This window comes from Kitasatospora sp. NPDC052868, from assembly GCF_044547105.1.
GTDB lineage: Bacteria > Actinomycetota > Actinomycetes > Streptomycetales > Streptomycetaceae > Kitasatospora.
The window spans coordinates 56,570-75,597 of sequence record NZ_JBITZW010000011.1 but is presented as its reverse complement, the minus strand read 5'-3'; the positions used below and the strand labels follow the sequence as shown (position 1 = coordinate 75,597).

13 protein-coding genes are annotated in these 19,028 nt (G+C 73.0%); 7 read left to right on the top strand and 6 right to left on the bottom strand.

Annotated elements, in window-relative coordinates; translation table 11 throughout:
• Positions 1-41: 41 nt before the first annotated feature.
• On the bottom strand, positions 42-755 hold the full coding sequence (gene hemQ, locus ACIGZJ_RS20155; protein WP_392935802.1) for a hydrogen peroxide-dependent heme synthase: 714 nt from the start codon (positions 753-755) through the stop codon (positions 42-44).
• Entirely contained in the window at positions 752-2,188 is a 1,437-nt protein-coding gene (hemG, locus tag ACIGZJ_RS20150; RefSeq protein ID WP_396458478.1) for a protoporphyrinogen oxidase, read from the bottom strand. The genes hemQ and hemG overlap by 4 nt, the downstream gene beginning before the upstream one ends.
• A gap of 241 nt (positions 2,189-2,429) precedes the next feature.
• Here hemG and ACIGZJ_RS20145 point away from each other — a divergent pair, with 241 nt between their 5' ends.
• Entirely contained in the window at positions 2,430-3,488 is a 1,059-nt protein-coding gene (locus tag ACIGZJ_RS20145; protein WP_396458477.1) for a DUF4349 domain-containing protein, read from the top strand.
• Between the two features lie 72 nt (positions 3,489-3,560).
• Here the strand turns inward: ACIGZJ_RS20145 and hemE are convergent, their stop codons facing one another.
• Positions 3,561-4,574, bottom strand: a complete 1,014-nt coding sequence (hemE, locus tag ACIGZJ_RS20140) for a uroporphyrinogen decarboxylase (protein WP_396458644.1) — start codon at positions 4,572-4,574, stop codon at positions 3,561-3,563.
• 244 nt (positions 4,575-4,818) lie between these two features.
• Between hemE and ACIGZJ_RS20135 the strand changes: the two genes are divergently transcribed.
• The 5 genes from ACIGZJ_RS20135 (at position 4,819) to ACIGZJ_RS20115 (ending at position 11,749) form a co-directional block, all read left to right on the top strand.
• A complete protein-coding gene (locus tag ACIGZJ_RS20135) occupies positions 4,819-5,481 on the top strand; it encodes a DUF3000 domain-containing protein (protein WP_392935794.1) in 663 nt (220 codons plus the stop codon).
• 328 nt (positions 5,482-5,809) lie between these two features.
• A complete protein-coding gene (locus ACIGZJ_RS20130; protein ID WP_392935791.1) occupies positions 5,810-6,526 on the top strand; it encodes a LuxR C-terminal-related transcriptional regulator in 717 nt (238 codons plus the stop codon).
• Between the two features lie 344 nt (positions 6,527-6,870).
• Positions 6,871-8,115: a ribonuclease D gene (locus tag ACIGZJ_RS20125; RefSeq protein ID WP_396458476.1), complete on the top strand. Its 1,245-nt coding sequence runs from the start codon at positions 6,871-6,873 to the stop codon at positions 8,113-8,115.
• Positions 8,116-8,402: 287 nt separating this feature from the next.
• Entirely contained in the window at positions 8,403-9,620 is a 1,218-nt protein-coding gene (locus ACIGZJ_RS20120; RefSeq protein ID WP_396458475.1) for a thiolase family protein, read from the top strand.
• A gap of 2 nt (positions 9,621-9,622) precedes the next feature.
• Positions 9,623-11,749, top strand: a complete 2,127-nt coding sequence (locus tag ACIGZJ_RS20115; protein WP_396458474.1) for a 3-hydroxyacyl-CoA dehydrogenase NAD-binding domain-containing protein — start codon at positions 9,623-9,625, stop codon at positions 11,747-11,749.
• A 121-nt stretch (positions 11,750-11,870) separates the two neighbouring features.
• Here the strand turns inward: ACIGZJ_RS20115 and ACIGZJ_RS20110 are convergent, their stop codons facing one another.
• The 3 genes from ACIGZJ_RS20110 to ACIGZJ_RS20100 form a co-directional block, all read right to left on the bottom strand.
• Positions 11,871-13,385: an ArnT family glycosyltransferase gene (locus ACIGZJ_RS20110; protein ID WP_392935782.1), complete on the bottom strand. Its 1,515-nt coding sequence runs from the start codon at positions 13,383-13,385 to the stop codon at positions 11,871-11,873.
• 129 nt (positions 13,386-13,514) lie between these two features.
• On the bottom strand, positions 13,515-15,437 hold the full coding sequence (dxs, locus tag ACIGZJ_RS20105; protein ID WP_396458473.1) for a 1-deoxy-D-xylulose-5-phosphate synthase: 1,923 nt from the start codon (positions 15,435-15,437) through the stop codon (positions 13,515-13,517).
• A 177-nt stretch (positions 15,438-15,614) separates the two neighbouring features.
• The gene (locus ACIGZJ_RS20100; RefSeq protein WP_396458472.1) at positions 15,615-16,817 is read right to left on the bottom strand and encodes an ROK family protein; all 1,203 of its coding nucleotides are present in this window, start codon (positions 16,815-16,817) and stop codon (positions 15,615-15,617) included.
• 452 nt (positions 16,818-17,269) lie between these two features.
• Between ACIGZJ_RS20100 and ACIGZJ_RS20095 the strand changes: the two genes are divergently transcribed.
• The gene (locus tag ACIGZJ_RS20095) at positions 17,270-18,982 is read left to right on the top strand and encodes a PQQ-binding-like beta-propeller repeat protein (protein WP_396458471.1); all 1,713 of its coding nucleotides are present in this window, start codon (positions 17,270-17,272) and stop codon (positions 18,980-18,982) included.
• The last annotated feature ends 46 nt before the right edge of the window (positions 18,983-19,028 follow it).

Below are 19,028 nucleotides of genomic sequence, written 5' to 3'. Positions count from 1 at the left end.
GCGCCCCCTCCGGGGAGCCGGCCCTCGTCGTGCGGCGGGTCTCAGACCAGGCCGTTGAGCAGCTCGCTCACCGGCTTGCGGCGGCCCGTGAAGAACGGGACCTCCTCGCGCACGTGCAGCCGGGCGCGGGACGGGCGCAGGTCGCGCATCAGGTCGACGATCCGGTGCAGCTCGTCCGCCTCGAAGGCGAGCAGCCACTCGTAGTCGCCGAGCGCGAACGAGGCCACCGTGTTGGCCCGGACGTCCGGGTAGCCGCGCGCCATCTGGCCGTGCTCGGCGAGCATCGCGCGCCGCTCGGCGTCCGGCAGCAGGTACCACTCGTAGGAGCGGACGAACGGGTAGACGCAGACGTAGTCGCGCGCCCGCTCGTCGGCGAGGAACGCCGGGATGTGCGACTTGTTGAACTCCGCCGGGCGGTGCAGCGCCATGTTGGACCAGACCGGCTCCAGCACCCGGCCGAGGCCGGTGCGGCGGAAGCGGTTGTACGCGTCCTGGAGGTCGTCCGAGTTCTCGGCGTGCCACCAGACCAGGATGTCGGCGTCCGCGCGCAGACCGGACACGTCGTAGGTGCCGCGCACCGTGATGTCCTTCGCGTCGAGCTGGGCGAACAGCTCGTCCACCTCGGCGGCGAGAGCGGTGCGGTCCTCGGGCAGCGCGCCCTTGAGCTTGAACACCGACCACATGGTGTAGCGGATGACCTGGTTCAGGTCGCGCGCCTTCTTCTTCTCCGGCTGCTGCTCAACGGTCTCAGTCATGCGCCCATTGTCCTCTCCGTGACGTTCCCCCCGGTCGGCGGGGTCAACAGTTTGTCGAGTGCCGCGACCGCCGTCCGGGCGCTCGCGATGCATGCGGGGATCCCCACCCCGTCGTACGCGGCGCCGCACAGCGCCAGCCCGCCCACCTGCCCGGCGGCCGCCCGGATCCGGGCCACCCGGTCGAGGTGGCCGACCGGGTACTGCGGCAGGCCGGCCCGCCAGCGGGTGACGGCGGTGTCGTACGGGCGGGCGGTCAGGCCGATCGCCTCGCCCAGGTCGGCCAGCGAACGGGCCACCAGCTCCTCGTCCGACAGGTCCAGCGCCGCCTCCTCACGGTGCCGGCCCAGCGAGGTGCGCAGCACGAACGCGTCCGGGGCGGCACGCTCCAGCCAGCCCCACTTGTTGGAGGAGAAGGTGGAGGCCTTGATCCGCCGGCCGTCCACCGGCGGCACCAGGAACCCGCTGCCGCCCGGCGGCGTAGGCAGGTCGGCCCGGCGGAAGGCGAGGGTGACCAGTGCCATCCCCGCGTACTCGACCTCGTCCAGTCCGGCGGCGGCCGCCGGTGCGTCCGCGCGCAGCAGCCGGGCCGCGGCGGGCGCGGGCACGGCCAGCACGACGGCGTCCGCGTGCAGCACCGCACCGTCGCCGGTCACCACCCGCCAGCCCTCGGGGGTGCGGCGCAGCTCGTCCACCGGGGTGTCGGTGCGCAGCTCGACGCCCGCCTCGGCACAGGCCGCGGCGACCGCCTCGGGCAGCGTGCCGAGGCCGCCGCGCAGCCCCTGGAAGACGGGTGTGCCGACGGTTCGCGGCCGGGTGGCCAGCTCGTGCACCCCCTCCACCAGCGAGCCGCCGCCCCTGGCGATCGACAGCAGCTGCGGCACGGCGGCGCGCAGCGAGATCTCGTCGGCGTGCCCGGCGTAGACCCCGCCGAGCAGCGGCTCGACCAGCCGGTCCACCACCTCGCGGCCGAGCCGGTCCGCGACGTAGCGCCCGATCGGGACGTCGTCGGCGACCGCCGCGCCCCCGCCCTCGTGCCGGGCCCGCTCCAGCCCCTCGGCGGTGAGCACCCCGGAGGCGGCGAGCGCGTCGAGGTCCCCCGGCACGCCCATGACCTGCCCGCCGGGCAGCGGCCGCAGCGCGCCCCTGGTCCAGATCGCGGCCTTGGCGGTCGTCGGCGGCTCCAGCGCCTCGGCGAGCCCGACGGCCTGCGCCAGTTCGACCCCCTCCGGCCGTCTGGCCAGCATCGACTCGGCCCCCAGGTCGACCCGGACCCCGCCGACCTCCCCGCCGTACAGCTTCCCGCCGACCCGCTCCGAGGCCTCCAGCAGCGTCACCCGCGCCCGCGCGGTCTCCCCCGCCGCACCGCTGAGGTAGGCGGCCGCGGCCAGGCCCGCGATACCGCCGCCGATCACCACGACATGTGCTTGCGACATGCCCCGCAGTCTCGCAGGTCCTTACACCAATGCCTCAATCCGCCCGCTTCCGGACGGCGGCGGGTGCGTCGGGATCCCACTCCGGCGGGCCCCGGTCGGCGTCCGGGAGCGACTCCGGACCGCCACCTACCCGTGATCGAGTTGCGATCTCCCACCGGGGTCCGATCGGGCGGCTCCCACGTCTCATGGTCTGAGCGTCCGGGTCCGGGCGCCGGACAAGGGACTTGGGGAGGGCTCGATCGTGACGAGAGGACGACGCGGACCAGGGGTGCTGACGGCCGGGGTCGTCGCCGCGGTGGTACTGGTCGGGGGGTGCGGCGCCGCCGAGCGCGGGTCCGACAGCATGGCGGCCAAGCAGGACGCGGCCGCCGCCCCGGCGGCCGGCGCCCCGGCGCTGGGAGAGGGTGCGCCCGCGGCGGGCGGGGCGGGCCTCGCGAAGCCGTCGGTCGCGCCGCCGGCGGCCGGCGACGGGAGGGCCGCCACCGGCGCGCCCCCGTCCGCGGCCGCGCCGGTGACCGACACCCGGCTGATCGCGTACACCGCGCAGCTGACGCTGCGCACGAAGGACGTCGCCAAGGTGCTGGAGCAGGCCCGGGTGCTGACGGCGGCGTCCGGCGGCTACGTCGGCGGCGAGACGGTGAACGGCGGCGCGAACGACTCCGCCGGGGCCACCGGCCAGATCACCGTGAAGGTCCCGTCGGCGTCGTTCCAGCAGACCCTGGACCAGCTCGCCGCCCTCGGCGAGGTGCTGACCCGCAAGAGCCAGGCGGACGACGTGACCCAACAGGTCGCGGACGTGGCGAGCCGGGTGCAGACGCAGCAGGCGAGTGTGGAGCGGGTCCGGGCGCTGATGGCACAGGCCAAGACGCTGAGCGAGATCACCAGTCTGGAGAGCGAGCTGAGCCGCCGCGAGGCGGACCTGGAGTCCCTGCAGAAGCAGGTGAAGGAGCTGTCCGCCCGGACGTCCCTCTCCACCATCACGCTGGACGTGCGGCGCGAGGCGAAGCCCGTCCAGCACGACGAGCCGGATCCGAAGAAGAAGGAGAAGGGCTTCTGGGCCTCGGTCGGCTCGGCGCTCGGCGGCGGCTGGGACGTCCTGGTCACGATCGTGCGCGGACTCGCGATGGCGGTGGCGGCGGTGACGCCGTTCCTGCTGGTGCTCAGCCCGTTGGCCGTCGTCCTCTGGCTGCTGCGCCGGCGCCGGGCCGGTGCCGAAACGGCTGCCGGTACCGGTACGGCTGCCGAGCCGACCGTTCCGCCGCAGCCGGCCTACCAGCCCGGGGACGAACAGGACGCCTGACGCGCAGGTGGCGGGCCCCCGCCCGAGGGGGCCCGCCACCGTGTCCGACGGTCGTTCCGGTACCGCGTCCGCTCAGCGCGCGCTGGCCTCGTGCACGAACGCGACCAGCCGGCTGAGCGCGTCCGGGTCCATGCTGGGCATCACGCCGTGGCCGAGGTTGAAGATGTGGCCGCTGCTGCCGAGCGCCTGCGCGGCGTGCAGCACCTCGCGGGCCTTGGTCTCGACGGCCTTGGTGGGCGCGTAGAGGACGGCCGGGTCGAGGTTGCCCTGGAGGCCCTTGCCGGGGCCGACCCGCTCGGCGGCGACGTTCAGCGGCACCCGCCAGTCCACGCCGACGATGTCCGCACCGGCCTGACCCATCAGGCCGAGCAGCTCGCCGGTACCGACGCCGAAGTGGATCCGCGGTACGCCGTAGCCGGCCACGGCGTCGAAGACCTTGGTGCTCGCGGGCATCACCGAGCGGCGGTAGTCGTCGGGGGCGAGCGAGCCGACCCAGGAGTCGAAGAGCTGGACGGCGGAGGCGCCCGCCTCGATCTGCACCTTGAGGAAGGCCGAGGTGATGTCCGCGAGCCGGTCCACCAGGGCCGCCCACAGCTCGGGCCGGCCGTACATCATGGCCTTGGTGTTCTCGTGGTTCTTCGACGGGCCGCCCTCGACCAGGTAGCTGGCGAGCGTGTACGGGGCGCCGGCGAACCCGATCAGCGGGGTCGAGCCGAGCTCGTCGACGAGCAGGCCGACCGCCTCGGTGATGTACGGGACGTCGTCGGGCTCGAGCGGACGCAGCCGCCGGAGGTCCTCGACGGTGCGGATCGGGTCGGCGATCACCGGGCCGATGCCGGGCTTGATGTCGACGTCGATGCCGATCGCCTTGAGCGGCACCACGATGTCGCTGAAGAAGATCGCCGCATCCACCTTGTGCCGGCGCACCGGCTGGAGGGTGATCTCCTTGACCAGCTCGGGCCGCATGCAGGACTCCAGCATGGGGATGCCCTCGCGGACCTTCAGGTACTCGGGCAGCGAGCGGCCCGCCTGGCGCATGAACCACACCGGGGTGTGCGGCACCGGCTCGTTCCGGCAGGCGCGCAGGAACGCGGAGTCGTATGCGGCGCCGCGGCGCGCGGAGGGCTGCTGGCCGGTGTGGGCGGCCTGGGTGTCCGCCGTGGTGTCTGCCGTTGTCTCGCTCACGGTTCAAATCTTCGCACGCGCCCCGCACCGCACTTCCCGCCCGGGCTCGTCGGTTCCTCCAAGATCTGGCCGGATTGCCCTCCCGGCACGCCGCGCAACGAGAAGTTGCGGCGAATACCCGGGTTTTCGACCTAGTCTTCGGGTCATGGCAGCGGTCGGCGGGCACCCCGCACAGGGTGGCGGAACAGGTGGCGGAACGGGTCGCGAGGCGGCGCCGAGCGAGTTCCGGGCCGCCGTCGAGGCGCTGACCGGGGCGCGGCTGCGCCCCGAGATCGAGCTCTCCCCCGCCCCGGCCCCGCGCCGGCTCGCCCCGTACTCGTTCGCCCTGACCGCCGCGGTGGAGGTGGACGGCGAGGAGCTGGCCGACGGCCGGCTGGTACTGCTGCACGACCCCGCCGGGCAGGAGTCCTGGAATGGGGACTTCCGCGTGGTGACGATGACCCGCGCCGAGCTGGAGCCGGAGATGGCCGGCGACCCGATGCTGTCCGAGGTCGGCTGGGCCTGGCTGCTGGACGCCCTGCAGGCGCACGGCGCCGGCTACGGCGAGCCGAGCGGCACCGTGACCAGGTGCGCCTCGCAGTACTTCGGCGGCCTGGCGGACCGCGCGTCGTCCACCGAGATCGAGATCCGGGCATCCTGGACGCCCGCCGACGGCCGGTTCGAGCGGCATCTGGCCGCCTGGGGCGATCTGCTCTGCCTCAGCGCCGGCCTGCCGCCGGCGGCCCCGGCGCCGCAGCCGCCGGCCGACGTGCCGTCACTCGGCGGGGTGGTCCCGATGCCCGCCCGCCGGCGCCCGCGCTCGCACTGACGAGTGGTCGCCGCTCCGGACCGGTCCGGAGCCACCCCCAGGGCTGACGGTCGCCCGGGGGCTGACGGAGTGTGACTTCGGCCCTCCCCTGTGTCAATTAACCGGCCGAAACCGATCGAACTGCCCGCGATCTGATCGATTTTGTGCGAATACCAGGCATGTCGCATCAGTCACATGCGCGATTTGTCCGTATTGTTACTCACTAGATCGTGATCTTTTGCTAAAGCCGGGCACGGTACCTGCCGAAGCAGACTGTGACCCTTTCCAAACGCGGAACACTCCGACCGCCCCATCGGGGTTCCGTCCGCCACTCCCCGCAGGAGGCCTGGTGTCGGTCCTTCTTGAGCACCCCGCAAACGTGGTCGCCTACCGGCCGACCAAGCCCACCGCCATGGTGGTCATCGCAGATCCCCGCGTCCGAAACACCGTCACCCGGCACCTCTGGGCGCTCGGCGTCCGGGACGTCATCGAGGTGTCCTCGATCGCCGAGGCCCGCCCCCGGGTCTCCACCCCGCGCGACATCTGCGTCGCCGACGTTCACCTCCCGGACGGCTCCGGGCTGACCATCCTGGCCGAGACCCGCGCCGCGGGCTGGCCAAACGGCCTGGCCCTCTCGGCCGCCGACGACATCGGCGCGGTCCGCAGCGCGCTGGCCGGCGGCGTGAAGGGCTACGTGGTCACCGGGACCCGGACCAATGTGGCCATGCCGGGCCGGCCCGGCCTCCCGCTCGGTGCGGCCGGCCTGGCCGGCCGGATGCGGCGCCCCGGAATGCCGGGCGTGCCGGGTGCGGCCGGTGCCCCGGGCGCCCCCGGGGCCCCCGGTGCGCCGGGCGCGCAGCAGTCCGCGTACCGCGAGCTCTCCGGCCGCGAGGTGGAGGTGCTGCGACTGGTGGCCGAGGGCCAGTCCAACAAGGCGATCGGCGTCGCGATGGGCCTGTCCGCGCTCACCGTGAAGAGCCACCTCGCCCGGATCGCCCGCAAGCTGGGCACCGGCGACCGGGCCGGGATGGTCGCGGTGGCGCTGCGGACCGGCATCATCCACTAATCCCTCGGTGGGACCGCTGCGGCGGCTCTGGAGGAACGTTTCCTCCAGAGCCGCTGTGTTTTCGCGCCGCTCGCCTCCGGGGCGCTTGGTCCGGCGCCGACGGGCGTCGCTCCGATGCCGCTCGTACCTCGCGGCGTCCTCGCTCCTTCCTTTCGGCACCGGCGCGCCCCTTCGGCTCGGGGCGGGCTCTGCCCGGGGCGGGCGTTGGAGGGCCGGGCTCCGGGCCGGTGTCCGGGCCCTGGCGCCGCGCCACCTGCCTGCGGCGGGCCGGTGGCATAGTCGCGGACCCGGTCTGACCAGTCCGACAACACTCCCGGTTGCGAGGTCCGTCGTACCCTTGGGGGGTGACCGACGCCGTAGCAGCCATCCCAGAAGAAGCAGCCCCGGTCCCGCTCCTCGAACCGAAGGAGGGGATCCCGCCAGTCGTGGCGGACGAGCGGGCGCTGGCCGCCACCGTCGCCGCCTTCGCCGCGGGTACCGGACCGGTCGCCGTCGATGCCGAGCGGGCCTCCGGCTACCGCTACGGGCAGCGCGCGTACCTCATCCAGCTGCGCCGCGCGGGCGCGGGTACCGCGCTGATCGACCCGATCGCCTGCCCCGACCTCAGCCGTCTGGGTGACGCCCTGGCGGACACCGAGTGGGTCGTGCACGCCGCCACCCAGGACCTCCCCTGCCTCGCCGAGGTGGGGATGCGGCCGCAGCGGCTGTTCGACACCGAGCTGGCCGGCCGGATCGCCGGCTTCGCCCGCGTCGGACTCGGGCCGATGACCGAGAACGTGCTCGGGCTGAGCCTGGCCAAGGAGCACTCGGCGGTCGACTGGTCCACCCGCCCGCTGCCCGAGCCGTGGCTGCGCTACGCCGCTCTGGACGTCGAGGTGCTGGTCGAGCTGCGGGACGCACTCGAACAGGAGCTGGACGCCCAGGGCAAGCTCGACTGGGCGCTGGAGGAGTTCGCCGCGATCGCGAGCGCTCCCCGGCCGGCCCCCAGGACCGACCCGTGGCGCCGCACCTCCCAGCTGCACAAGGTCCGCCGGCGCCGCCAGCTGGCCGTGGTCCGCGAGCTGTGGCTGGCCCGGGACCGGATGGCGCAGGAGCGCGACGTCTCGCCGGGCCGGGTGCTCTCCGACGCCGCGATCGTCAACGCCGCGCTGGCCATGCCGCTGAACATCGCCGGGCTGCAGGCCGTCCAGGGCTTCGGGCCGCGCGTCCACCGCCGCCAGCTCGACCAGTGGCTGGCCGCCGTGCAGCAGGCCCGGGAGATCCCGGAGAACCAGCTGCCGCCCGCCTCCGCGCCGCACGACGGCCCGCCGCCGCCGCGCGCCTGGGCCGAGAAGGACCCGGTGGCCGCCGCCCGGCTGTCCGGGGCGCGGGCCGCGGTCAGCGAGCTGGCCGAGGCGCACAACCTGCCGGCCGAGAACCTGATCACGCCGGACCTGGTCCGCCGCGTCTCCTGGGAGCCGCCGACCGACGCGAGCGCCGCCAACGTGGCGGCCGCGCTGCGCCGGCTCGGCGCCAGACAGTGGCAGGTCGACCTGGTGGCGCCGGTGCTGGCCGGCGCCTTCACCAAGGCGGCCGAGCAGACCGACTGAGTTCCGACACCACGAAGGGGATGCCGTCCAAGGACGGCATCCCCTTCGTCGTACCCGGGCGCACCCCGGGCCGCACCCCGGGTGTGGCCGGGTACGGACGGGGCGGGCGGGTCGCAACCGGGCGGACGTGTCGCGGGACACACGGGGAGATGAGCCCTTCGGGCCTGGGCAGGCTGGTTACCGACCGGTAGCATGGCGGTGAAGCGGCGCCGCCGACGTCCTCCACCACGGACGGACGGCGGCAGCCTGCCCACCTCAACCTGTTGGTCCCTGGGAGGAGAGCCCCCGTGCCTCGTACCGCGAGGGACGTCGTCTTCGTCGATGGCGTCCGCACCCCGTTCGGCAAGGCCGGCCCGAAGGGCATCTACCACGAGACGCGCGCCGACGACCTGGTCGTCAAGTGCATCCGGGAGCTCGTGCGCCGTAACCCGAACCTGCCCGTCGAGCGGATCGACGAGGTCGCCGTCGCGGCCACCACGCAGATCGGCGACCAGGGCCTGACCATCGGCCGCACCGCCGCACTGCTGGCCGGCCTGCCGAAGTCCGTCCCGGGCTACTCGATCGACCGCATGTGCGCCGGCGCGCTGACCGCCGTCACCGCGACCGCCGGCGGCATCGCCTTCGGCGCCTACGACATCGTCGTGGCCGGCGGCGTCGAGCACATGGGCCGCCACCCGATGGGCGAGGGCGTCGACCCGAACCCGCGCTTCGTCTCCGAGAAGCTCGTCGACGAGTCCGCCCTGTTCATGGGGATGACCGCGGAGAACCTGCACGACCGGTTCCCGCACATCACCAAGGAGCGGTGCGACGCCTACGCCGTGCGCTCCCAGGAGAAGGCCGCCAAGGCGTACGCCAACGGCGACATCCAGCCGGACCTGGTACCGGTCTCGATCCGCAACACCAACCCCGACGTCGGCGAGACCGGCTGGGGCCTGGCCACCGTGGACGAGCCGCTGCGCCCGGGCACCACGATGGAGAGCCTGGCGGGCCTCAAGACCCCGTTCCGCCCGCACGGCAACATCACCGCGGGCAACTCGGCCGGTCTGAACGACGGCGCCACGGCCTCGCTGCTGGCCGCCGAGGACGTCGCCGAGGAGCTCGGCCTGCCGGTCAAGATGCGCATGGTCTCGTACGCCTTCGCGGGCGTCGAGCCCGAGGTGATGGGCATCGGCCCGGTGCCGGCCACCGAGAAGGCGCTGGCCAAGGCCGGTCTGACCATCGACGACATCCAGGCCTTCGAGGTCAACGAGGCCTTCGCCGTCCAGGTCCTGGCCTTCCTTGACCACTACGGCATCGCGGACGACGACGAGCGGGTCAACCCGTTCGGCGGCGCGATCGCCTTCGGCCACCCGCTGGCCTCCTCCGGCGTGCGACTGATGAACCAGCTGGCCCGCCGCTTCGAGCAGCGCCCGGACGTCCGCTACGGCCTCACCACGATGTGCATCGGCTTCGGCATGGGCGGCACCATCATCTGGGAGAACCCGCACTTCGAGGGTGGTAAGTGACCATGAGCACCACTGAGCTGCTGAAGCACGGCGCCGAGCTGTTCCCCGGCGAGGTCGTGACCACCGCGCACGTCCGCCACCTGGACCTGCCGCTGCAGGCCGGTCGGCTGGCGCTGATCACCCTGGACAACGGCTTCGACCACACCAAGCCGACCACCTTCGGCCCGGGCTCGCTGCTGAAGCTGTCCGCCGCGCTGGACCAGGTCGAGGCCGAGGCCGCCGAGGGTTCGATCGTCGGTGTCGCGATCACCGGCAAGCCGTTCATCTTCGCGGTCGGCGCCGACCTCAAGGGCGTCGAGATCCTCAAGGCGCACGCCGACGCACTGGCCATCGGCAAGGGCGGCCACGAGGTCTTCAAGCGGATCGCCGCGCTGTCCGTCCCCTCCTTCGCGTTCTACAACGGCGCGGCGATGGGCGGCGGCGTCGAGGTCGGCCTGCACGCCACCTACCGCACCGTCAGCACGGGCGTCCCGGCGTTCTCGCTGCCCGAGGTCTTCCTGGGCCTCGTCCCCGGCTGGGGCGGCTGCACCATCCTGCCGAACCTGATCGGTCCGGCGAAGGCCGTCAAGGTCATCATCGAGAACTCGATGAGCCAGAACAAGCAGCTCAAGGGCAAGGACGTCTTCGAGCTCGGCATCGCGGACGCGATCTTCGAGCCGGCCGACTTCCTGGAGCAGTCGCTGCTCTGGGCGGCCAAGGTCCTCACCGGCGCCGTCGTGGTCGAGCGCGAGGCGATCGACCGCGGCAAGGCCTGGGACGACGCCGTCGCCTGGGGCCGCCTGGTCGCCGACGCCAAGGTGCACGGCGCCGCCCCGGCCGCCTACAAGGCGCTGGACATCATCCAGCAGGTCAAGGACCAGGACCTGCAGGCCGGCTTCGACGCCGAGGACGCGGCCCTGGCCGACCTCATCATGAGCGGCGAGCTGCGCAGCGGCATCTACGCCTTCAACCTGGTGCAGCGGCGGGCCAAGCGCCCCTTCGGCGCGCCGGACAAGTCGCTGGCCCGCCCGGTCACCAAGGTCGGCGTCGTCGGCGCCGGTCTGATGGCCTCGCAGCTGGCGCTGCTGTTCGCCCGCCGCCTTGAGGTGCCGGTGGTCCTCACCGACATCGACCAGGAGCGCATCGACAAGGGCGTCGGCTACGTCCACGCCGAGATCGACAAGCTGCTCGGCAAGGGCCGGATCGGCAACGACAAGGCCAACCGCCTCAAGGGCCTGGTCACCGGCTCGCTCGACAAGGCCGCCGGCTTCGCCGACGCGGACTTCGTGATCGAGGCCGTGTTCGAGGAGATGGGCGTCAAGCAGAACGTCTTCGCGGACCTGGAGAACGTGGTCTCGCCGACCTGCGTGCTGGCGACCAACACCTCCTCCCTCTCGGTCAGCGAGATGGCGTCGAAGCTGAAGCACCCCGAGCGGGTCGTCGGCTTCCACTTCTTCAACCCCGTCGCGATCCTCCCGCTGCTGGAGATCGTCCGCGGCGAGAAGACCGACGACGCCTCGCTGGCCACCGCCTTCGGCGTCTCGAAGAAGCTGAAGAAGACCGCGGTGCTCTGCAAGGACGCCCCGGCGTTCGTGGTGAACCGGATCCTGACCCGCTTCATGGGCGAGATCCAGGGCATCATCGACGAGGGCACCCCGATCGCCACCGTCGAGAAGGGCGTCGAGCCGCTCGGCCTGCCGATGTCCCCGATCGTGCTGCTGGAGCTGGTCGGCCCGGCCATCGCCCTGCACGTCTCGGAGACCCTGCACGGCGCGTTCCCGGAGCGGTTCACCGTCTCCGAGAACCTCGGCAAGGTGGTCAAGGCCGGCAAGCGCGGCTTCTACACCTGGGTCGACGGCAAGCAGGTGCTCGACCCCGAGGTGCTGGAGCTGCTCTCCTTCGGCGACACCGTGCTGACCGAGGAGCAGGTCCTGGCCCGCGCCCTGGACGCCGTGGCGCAGGAGATCGGCCTGATGCTGGAGGAGGGTGTCGTCGGCGAGGCCCAGGACATCGACCTCTGCATGATCACCGGTGCCGGCTGGCCCTTCCACCTGGGCGGGATCACCCCGTACCTGGACCGTGAGGGTGTCTCGGAGCGGGTGAACGGCAAGCGGTTCCTCGCCCCGGGTGTGGCCTCGGTGCCCGCCTAGGCCCTGTCCTAGAAGCGACGCGAAGAGCCCCGGTGACCGAACTCGGTCACCGGGGCTCTTCGCTGTGCTCGGACGCCCCGCCCGGCCCCGCGCAGGGCGCGGCACGGGGCGGGGAGCGGCCTCAGCGCTTGAGGCGGTACACCACGGTGTCGGCGAAGACGCCGACCATCTCGTAGTGGGTCTCCAGCAGGTTCTCGATCCTCGGCACCAGATTGGGCTGGTAGGGCGCGAGGCCTGAGTCGTCCACCACGACCTCGGGCAGGCTCTTGGCGAGCTCCTGGTCGAAGGTCTGCCAGGCGTTGCTGACGCTGAACTGCTCGCCGACGTTCTGGCTGCCGTCCTTGCCGCCGCTGTAGTTGGTCAGGAAGCCGGCCGTCAGATAGCGGCTGGCCGGCTTGCGGTCGGCCAGCCAGTACAGCTCGGGGTGCATGCCCCAGACCAGCACGGTGTCCTTGGGCGTGGTCTGCGCGGCCACCGCGGTGGCCACCTCGGTGGTCCGGTTGAGCCGCTCCCCCGGCCAGGCCAGCGCCAGGCCCCAGAAGGTCGTGGCGGCCACCGCGGTGTACACCAGCACGGGCTTCCAGCGGATCGCCGAGGTGGCGACCGCGCCGGTGCCCAGCAGTACCAGCGGGGGCATCAGCTGCAGGTAGTAGTGGCCGAAGAAGTGGAAGCCCACGCTGACCGCGACGACCGAGGACAGCAGCCAGACCCAGAGGTCGGCGGTGGAGCCGTGCTCCTCCCCCGCGACCGGCAGCGGGCGGTGGCGGTACTTCAGCCAGAGCCGGCGGCCGACCGGCAGCAGGAAGCCCAGCCCGGCCCCGATCAGGATGGCCGTGTTGCCGAGCGCCCGGCCCGTCATCTGCAGCCAGGCCCCGCCGAAGGTGGCGTAGTCGCCGCTGCCGGTGACCACCCAGAACAGGAAGCCCTTGGGCTTGGTGAGGATCACCGCGACCAGCGCTATCGGCAGCGTGAACCCGAAGCCGATCTTGAACAGCGCGGGCGGCCAGCGCACCCCGCGCCGGCGGGCGTCCTGGTAGAGCATCCAGAGCACCGGCAGCAGGACCGCGCCGCCGGTCTGCTTGGTCAGCGAGCAGAGCGCCACCGCGATGCCCGCGGCCAGCCAGCGGCGCCGCTCGGCGTACCGGAAGGCGGCCACCATGGCGGGCAGCATGAAGACCTCGAAGGTGGCCGCCTGGGTGTCCTCCGGGGAGAGCCCGATGGAGACCAGCAGGTACAGCAGCCCGGCGCCGGCGCCGGCCCGGTTGCCCCAGCGGCCGCGGGCGATCGAGGCCAGCAGGATCGCGGTAACCAGGTGGGCGACCACCGCCAGGGTGCGCAGCGGCCACAGCGAGGTGGAGCCGAAGAGTGCGAAGCAGGCCTGGTAGAGCCAGGGCAGCAGCGGCGGCTTGCGGTCCACGACGGTGTCGTAGAGCACGCCGCCGTTGGCCAGCATCCGGGCCTGGGTGGCCAGGAACCCCTCGTCGGGGCTCCAGACCGGCCGGACGAAGGAGGGGATGTGGGTGACGAGCGCGACCAGGGCCAGCACCGGCACCAGCCTCGTCCAGTAACCCTGGCGGACACTGGCGGGCAGGCGCTCGGCTAGCCCGGCGAGGCGGGGGCGGATGGGGGTCGGCACGAGTGACAACCTACCGGGCGGGATCGGCGCGGGCAGCGCCGGTCCCGCCTTTCGGTGCGATTGTCAGCCTGTTCTACTGCGAACTGTTGCGAACCTGTCGCAGACGGCCACCGCCGGCCGGCGTACGGCTCAGGCGTCGACGGCCGCGACGTCCAGCCGGGCGAGGCGGGAGACCAGCGCGGTGACCTGCCGGGCGATGTCCGGGGCGTTGAGGCCGATCTCGGCGAGGATCTCGGCCCGCGAGGCGTGGTCCAGGAACTCCTGCGGGATGCCGAAGTCGCGCAGCGGGACGTCCACCTCGGCGTCGCGCAGCGCCTGCGCGATCGCGGCGCCGACACCGCCGACCCGGCCGTTGTCCTCGATGGTGACGACCGCCCGGTGCTCGGCCGCCAGGCCGGGCAGGGCCGCGTCCACCGGCTTGACCCAGCGCGGGTCCACCACGGTGGCGGTGATGCCCTGGGCGGCCAGCAGGTCGGCGACCTCCAGGCCGGTGGTGGCCAGCGCGCCGACCGCGACGACCAGCACGTCGGCGCGGCGGCCCTCGGCGGGCTCCCCGGCCTCGCGCAGGACGTCCATGCCGCCGATCCGGCCGACCGCGGGGACGGCCGGGCCGACCGTGCCCTTGGAGTAGCGGACCACGGTCGGGGCGTCGGTGACCTCGACGGCCTCGCGCAGCTGGGCGCGGAGCTGGTCGGCGTCGCGCGGGGCGGCCAGCCGCAGGGTCGGCACGACCTGCAGGATCGACATGTCCCACATGCCGTTGTGCGAGGCGCCGTCGGTGCCGGTGACACCGGCCCGGTCCAGCACGAAGGTGACGCCCAGCTTGTGCAGGGCGACGTCCATCAGGACCTGGTCGAAGGCCCGGTTGAGGAAGGTCGCGTAGACCGCGAAGACCGGGTGCAGCCCGTTGGTGGCCAGGCCGGCGGCGCTGGTCACGGCGTGCTGCTCGGCGATGCCGACGTCGAAGGTCCGCTCCGGGAAGGCCTTGGCGAACGGGGCCAGGCCGACCGGGTGGAGCATCGCGGCGGTGATCGCGACGATGTCCTCGCGCTCGTGGCCGAGCGCGACCATCTCCTCGCCGAAGACGGAGGTCCAGTCCTTGCCGGCGCTCTTGATCGGCAGGCCGGTCTCCGGGTGGATCACGCCGACCGCGTGGAAGCGGTCCTCGTCGTTGTTCTCGGCGGCGTGGTAGCCGCGGCCCTTCTCGGTGAGGCAGTGCACGATCACCGGGCCGCCGAAGCCGCGCGCCTTGGTCAGCGCGGACTCCAGGGCGGTGAGGTCGTGGCCGTCGATGGGGCCGATGTACTTGAGGCCGAGGTCCTCGAACATGCCCTGCGGGGCGATGAAGTCCTTCAGGCCCTTCTTGGCGCCGTGCAGCGTCTCGAAGAGCTGCTGGCCGACCACCGGGGTGCGCTGCAGGGCGTCCTTGCCCCAGGAGAGGAAGCGCTCGTAGCCCTGGGTCGTGCGCAGCGTGGCGAGGTGGTTGGCCATCCCGCCGATGGTCGGCGAGTAGGAGCGCTCGTTGTCGTTGACGACGATGACGAGCGGGCGGTCCTTGGCCTGGGCGTCGGCGATGTTGTTGAGCGCCTCCCAGGCCATGCCGCCGGTGAGCGCGCCGTCGCCGATCACGGCGACGACCGGGCGGTCGTGGTGGCCCTGGAGCTGGTTGGCCTTGGCCAGGCCGTCAGCGTAGGAGAGCACGGTGGAGGCGTGCGAGTTCTCGATCACGTCGTGCTCGGACTCGGCGCGCGACGGGTAGCCGGACAGGCCGCCCCTGGTGCGCAGCTGCGAGAAGTCCTGGCGGCCGGTGAGCAGCTTGTGGACGTAGCTCTGGTGGCCGGTGTCGAAGAGGATGCGGTCACGCGGGGAGTCGAAGACGCGGTGCAGCGCGATGGTCAGCTCCACCACGCCGAGGTTGGGGCCGAGGTGGCCGCCCGTCTTGGAGACCTCGGTCACCAGGAAGGTCCGGATCTCCTGGGCCAGCGCGGCCAGCTGTCCGGGCGTGAGCCGGTCGAGATCGCGCGGTCCCCGAATGCGGGTCAGCAGGGCCACCCGTTCCTCCTCGTTCAAAGTTGCGGACCGCACGCGGTCCGACGGGCGTCGCTGCCCTGTCGCCGGCGCGCTCCGACGGTCTCGGTCGGTGCCGACCGGTCGAGTCTAATGTCCGCTTGGCGGACACCGGGCGGGGCGCCCGGTGCCACCGGCCTGTTACCCCGTCCGGGCTGCGACTCACGGTCGGGCGACGGACGCCTGTACGGATCGGCCGATGGCCCCCGACTCGCCCATCTCGCTCATCACCAGGGCGAGCGCGCCGAGCACCTCGGCGCGGCCGCCCAGGGTGCCGGGGACGACGGACAGCTGGCGGGCGGCGCTGGGGATGGCGTAGCGGGCGACCGAGTCGCGGATCGGCGCGAGCACCAGCTCGCCGGCCTCGGCGAGGTCGCCGCCGAGGATGACGCGGCGGGGGTTGAGCAGGTTGCACAGGGTGGCGACACCGGTGCCGATCTGCCGACCGGCGTCGGCGATGACCCGGCGGCAGCCGAGGTCGCCCTGGTGGGCCAGCTCGACCACCCGGGGCAGCGTGAGGTCCGGGCCGAGCGTGGTGCTCAGCAGGTTGAGCAGGTAGCGGGAGCCGACGAAGGTCTCCAGGCAGCCGCGGTTGCCGCAGCGGCAGACCGGACCGGCCTCGTCCAGCGTGATGTGCCCGATCTCACCGGCGGTGCCGCCCGGGCCGCGGTAGATCTGCCCGTTGACCACCAGGCCGGCGCCGACGCCGCTGGCCACCTTGATGTAGGCGAGGTCGCTCAGGCCGCGCCCGGCGCCCCAGACCAGTTCGCCGAGCGCGCCGAGGTTGGCGTCGTTGTCCACGTGCACCGGCATGCCGAGCCGGGCGGCCAGCTCCCGGCCGGGGGCGATGCCCGTCCAGCCGGGCAGGATCGCGGTGGAGCCGAGCGCGCCGGTCTCCACGTCGATCGGGCCGGGGACGCCGAGGCCGACGCCGATCACCTTGTCGGGGCGGAAGCCGGCCTGCCGGAGCAGCCGGTCGACCAGCGCCTCGGCGCGGTCGAAGCCCTGCTGGGCCGAGACGTCGACGTCGATCGGCTCGCTCTCCTCGGCGAGCACCCGGTGCGCCAGGTTGCCGACGGCGACCCTGAGGTGGGTGTGGCCGAAGTCGATGCCGACCACGATCCCGGCGTCACCGCTGAGCGAGACGCTGCGGGCGCGGCGGCCGCCGGAGGAGGTGTCGGCGACCACGACGGTGCCGCTCTCCTTGAGCTCCCGCACGATGTTGGACACGGTGGCCGCCGAGAGCCCGGTGCCGCGGGCGATCTCGGCCTGGGTCAGCGAGCCGGCCATCCGCACCGCCCGCAGGACCCGTTCGAGATTGGCCCGGTGCAGTGAGGACTGCGAGCCCGGTGTGTCCGTCGACATGATCCACCCTTCCAAGGGCGAGGGGGCCCCTCCGCCGGGTGCTCCCTTCAACTCCTGAAGCCTAGGCCCTGCGCGGCCCGGTGGCGCGCTCCCTGCGAATGATCACGGACCGCACCGCGAACGGCACCGCGGGCCACCGCGCAAGGGGCGGCGCGGGCGGCTCCGCGGCGGGCGGGAGTGCCCAGCTCAGCGGTACGGCGCGCGCGGTCCGGGGCTCCTGCGGCCGCCCGAAATCGGCCCACCCGTACGATGGTGCCCATTCTCAACCGTCCCACCGGCCGCGGACGTGAACCGGCAGGGGGACGCTTCCAGACATGACGGGGCATCACATGGCAGGGGATCACCCTACTCCGGGGACAGGCGAAACGCCCGGCACCGGTCCACAGGACAACCGGGGCGTCTCGCTGGGACGCACGCCGGGCGGCGTGGACCCGGCCGCGGTGGCGGACCAGATGACACAGCTCGACGGCGCCCCGGTGCCGGGCCAGGGTGTACCGGCCGCGCCGGGCACGCCTCCGGCCCAGCCGCCCGCGCAGCCGCCCGCACCCGGCAGCGAGTACGCCTACGCGCCCACCGCCGCCGCCTTCCCCGCGCAGAGCGCGCCGCCCCCGCCCGGTGCTCCGGTCGGCCCGTTCGACCCGACCACGCCCCCGTTCGCCGCTCCCAACGCCGGGCAGCAGTACGGCTACACCGCCCCGCAGCCCACCAACGGCGCCGGCTACGGGTACCCGCAGCAGGCCCCGCAGCCGCAGCAGGCCGGGTACTACCCCGGCGCGCCGGTGCCGCCGGCGCCCAAGCAGCGCAACCCCGTCATGGTCTGGGGCGGCATCATCGGCGGCGTGCTGGCGATCGCCATCATCGCCGGCCTGGTCGTGCTGTTCACCGGCAACGACCCCAAGAAGAACGACGATCCGGTCGCGAGCACCGGCGGCACCACGACCGGTGGCACCACCGGCGGCACCGACGACCCGACCGCCTCGGGGAGCACCGGCGGGGGCGGCGGCAAGGCCGGCGCCTACAACCTCGCGTGGAGCGCCGCCAAGCCCGCCAACGCCAGCAGCGGCGCGCAGATCCTCGGCATCTGGGGCGCCGAGAAGACCGTCGTCCGGGCCGACACCACCGGCATCCGCGGCCTCGGCTCCGCCGACGGCAAGGAGCTGTGGTCGGTCGCACCGCCGGCCGGCGCCAAGGAGTTCTGCACCGTCTCGTACGGGGTCAACTCCAAGCACATCGCCGCGGTCTCCTTCAACACCGGCGACAGCGACTGCTCCACGGTCGGCGCGGTCGACGTCAGCACCGGCAAGCTGCTCTGGTCGACCAAGGTGTCCACCGAGCGGATCTCCTCGCCGACCCTGAGCATCACCGACAAGGTCATCGCGGTCGGCGGCAGCAACGCCGTCGGCGCGGTGAGCGTCGCCGACGGCTCGCCGGTCTGGCAGTACCAGCCGCGCGACAAGGACTGCAGCATCTACGGCAAGGTGGCCGGCAACCTGATCGCGGTCTCCGACCGCTGCTACGGGAGCAACGCCAACCCGAAGTCGCAGCTGCAGATCGTGGACGCCGAGACCGGCAAGGCCTCCGGCGCGGCGACCCCGCTGGACGGCAGCATCGAGCGCGTCGACAAGGTCGTGTCGGACCAGCCGCTGGTGCTGCTGATGACCGGCAACTCCAGCGGCGACTACCTGCTGCCGTTCGACAAGTCCAACAAGCCGATGGCCAAGATGTCGGTCAAGGAGCCCGGTGCGGACAGCCTGCGGCTCTCCGGCCAGGCGGACGCGTTCACCCAGAACGTGGTCAGCGGCACCACGCTGTACGTCCAGGTCAACCCGAGCAAGCCGGCCGTCAACGCCTACGACCTGACCACCGGCAAGCGGCTCTGGTCGTCCACCGGCGGCACCAGCGAGGGCATCCGGCTGGTCTCCGGCACCGACAAGGACGGCAAGGTCCGCGCGCTGCTGGACATGGGCTACGGCAAGGACGCCAAGCTGGTGACGCTCTCGCCCACCGACGGCGCACCGAGCGACCTCGGGGTCATCAGCGTGCCCAAGGGCACCTACACCAGCTACAGCACCAGCGAGTACGTGCTGCAGTCGGACGGCTCGCTGTACGGCTTCTCCCGCGGCGCCGGCTCCGACGCCCCGGTGGTCAAGTACGCGAAGAAGTGACGTACCCGGCGCGGTAGGCGCCGACCCCTGTCGCGGGGGGGGGGGG

What these genes read in the sequence shown, in the direction of transcription:
- hemG (WP_396458478.1), bottom strand. Translation starts at nt 2,188, where the DNA reads ATGTCGCAAGCACATGTCGTGGTGATCGGCGGCGGTATCGCGGGCCTG.
- hemQ (WP_392935802.1), bottom strand. Translation starts at nt 755, where the DNA reads ATGACTGAGACCGTTGAGCAGCAGCCGGAGAAGAAGAAGGCGCGCGAC.
- ACIGZJ_RS20135 (WP_392935794.1), top strand. Translation starts at nt 4,819, where the DNA reads ATGGCAGCGGTCGGCGGGCACCCCGCACAGGGTGGCGGAACAGGTGGC.
- ACIGZJ_RS20100 (WP_396458472.1), bottom strand. Translation starts at nt 16,817, where the DNA reads ATGTCGACGGACACACCGGGCTCGCAGTCCTCACTGCACCGGGCCAAT.
- ACIGZJ_RS20115 (WP_396458474.1), top strand. Translation starts at nt 9,623, where the DNA reads ATGAGCACCACTGAGCTGCTGAAGCACGGCGCCGAGCTGTTCCCCGGC.
- ACIGZJ_RS20095 (WP_396458471.1), top strand. Translation starts at nt 17,270, where the DNA reads ATGACACAGCTCGACGGCGCCCCGGTGCCGGGCCAGGGTGTACCGGCC.